At 43.4% G+C, this 509-nt stretch carries 1 protein-coding gene; it reads left to right on the top strand.

What is annotated here, in order from left to right; all coding sequences use genetic code 11:
- Window positions 1-509, top strand: a 509-nt coding sequence (locus tag Q1A47_RS20600) for an AMP-binding protein (RefSeq protein ID WP_299632761.1), incomplete at both ends; no start/stop codon positions are given.

Below are 509 nucleotides of genomic sequence, written 5' to 3' on the forward strand. Positions count from 1 at the left end.
TTTACGGACGCACTAATGGGAATAAAAGCGCTTCTTGTAGGTGGTGAAGAACTTTCGAAATCATTATGGGAGGAGTTGCAGGGATATCCTTTTACCGTATTTAACATGTATGGACCAACGGAAACGACAATCTGGTCAACTGTTAAGAAGCTGGAATCAACCGACCGTATTACAATCGGAAAACCAATTCAAAACACCGAGCTGTATCTTATGGATTCAAATAGGAAGTTAGTGCCAATAGGAGTGCATGGTGAGCTTTGTATCGGTGGAGATGGTGTAGCACGAGGATACTTTAATCGCGAGGCATTAACGAAGGAACGATTTATCGACCATCCATTTAAACCGGGGGAACGCTTATATAGAACTGGGGATTTAGCGAGGTGGCTTCCCAATGGAGAATTGGAGTATTTAGGAAGAATGGACAACCAAGTTAAGGTTCGAGGCTATCGAATCGAACTTGGAGAGATTGAGAGTCGACTGATTAGTCACCCTGCCATTAAGGAAGCTGT

This window comes from uncultured Virgibacillus sp., assembly GCF_947495635.1.
GTDB lineage: Bacteria > Bacillota > Bacilli > Bacillales > Amphibacillaceae > Virgibacillus > Virgibacillus salarius.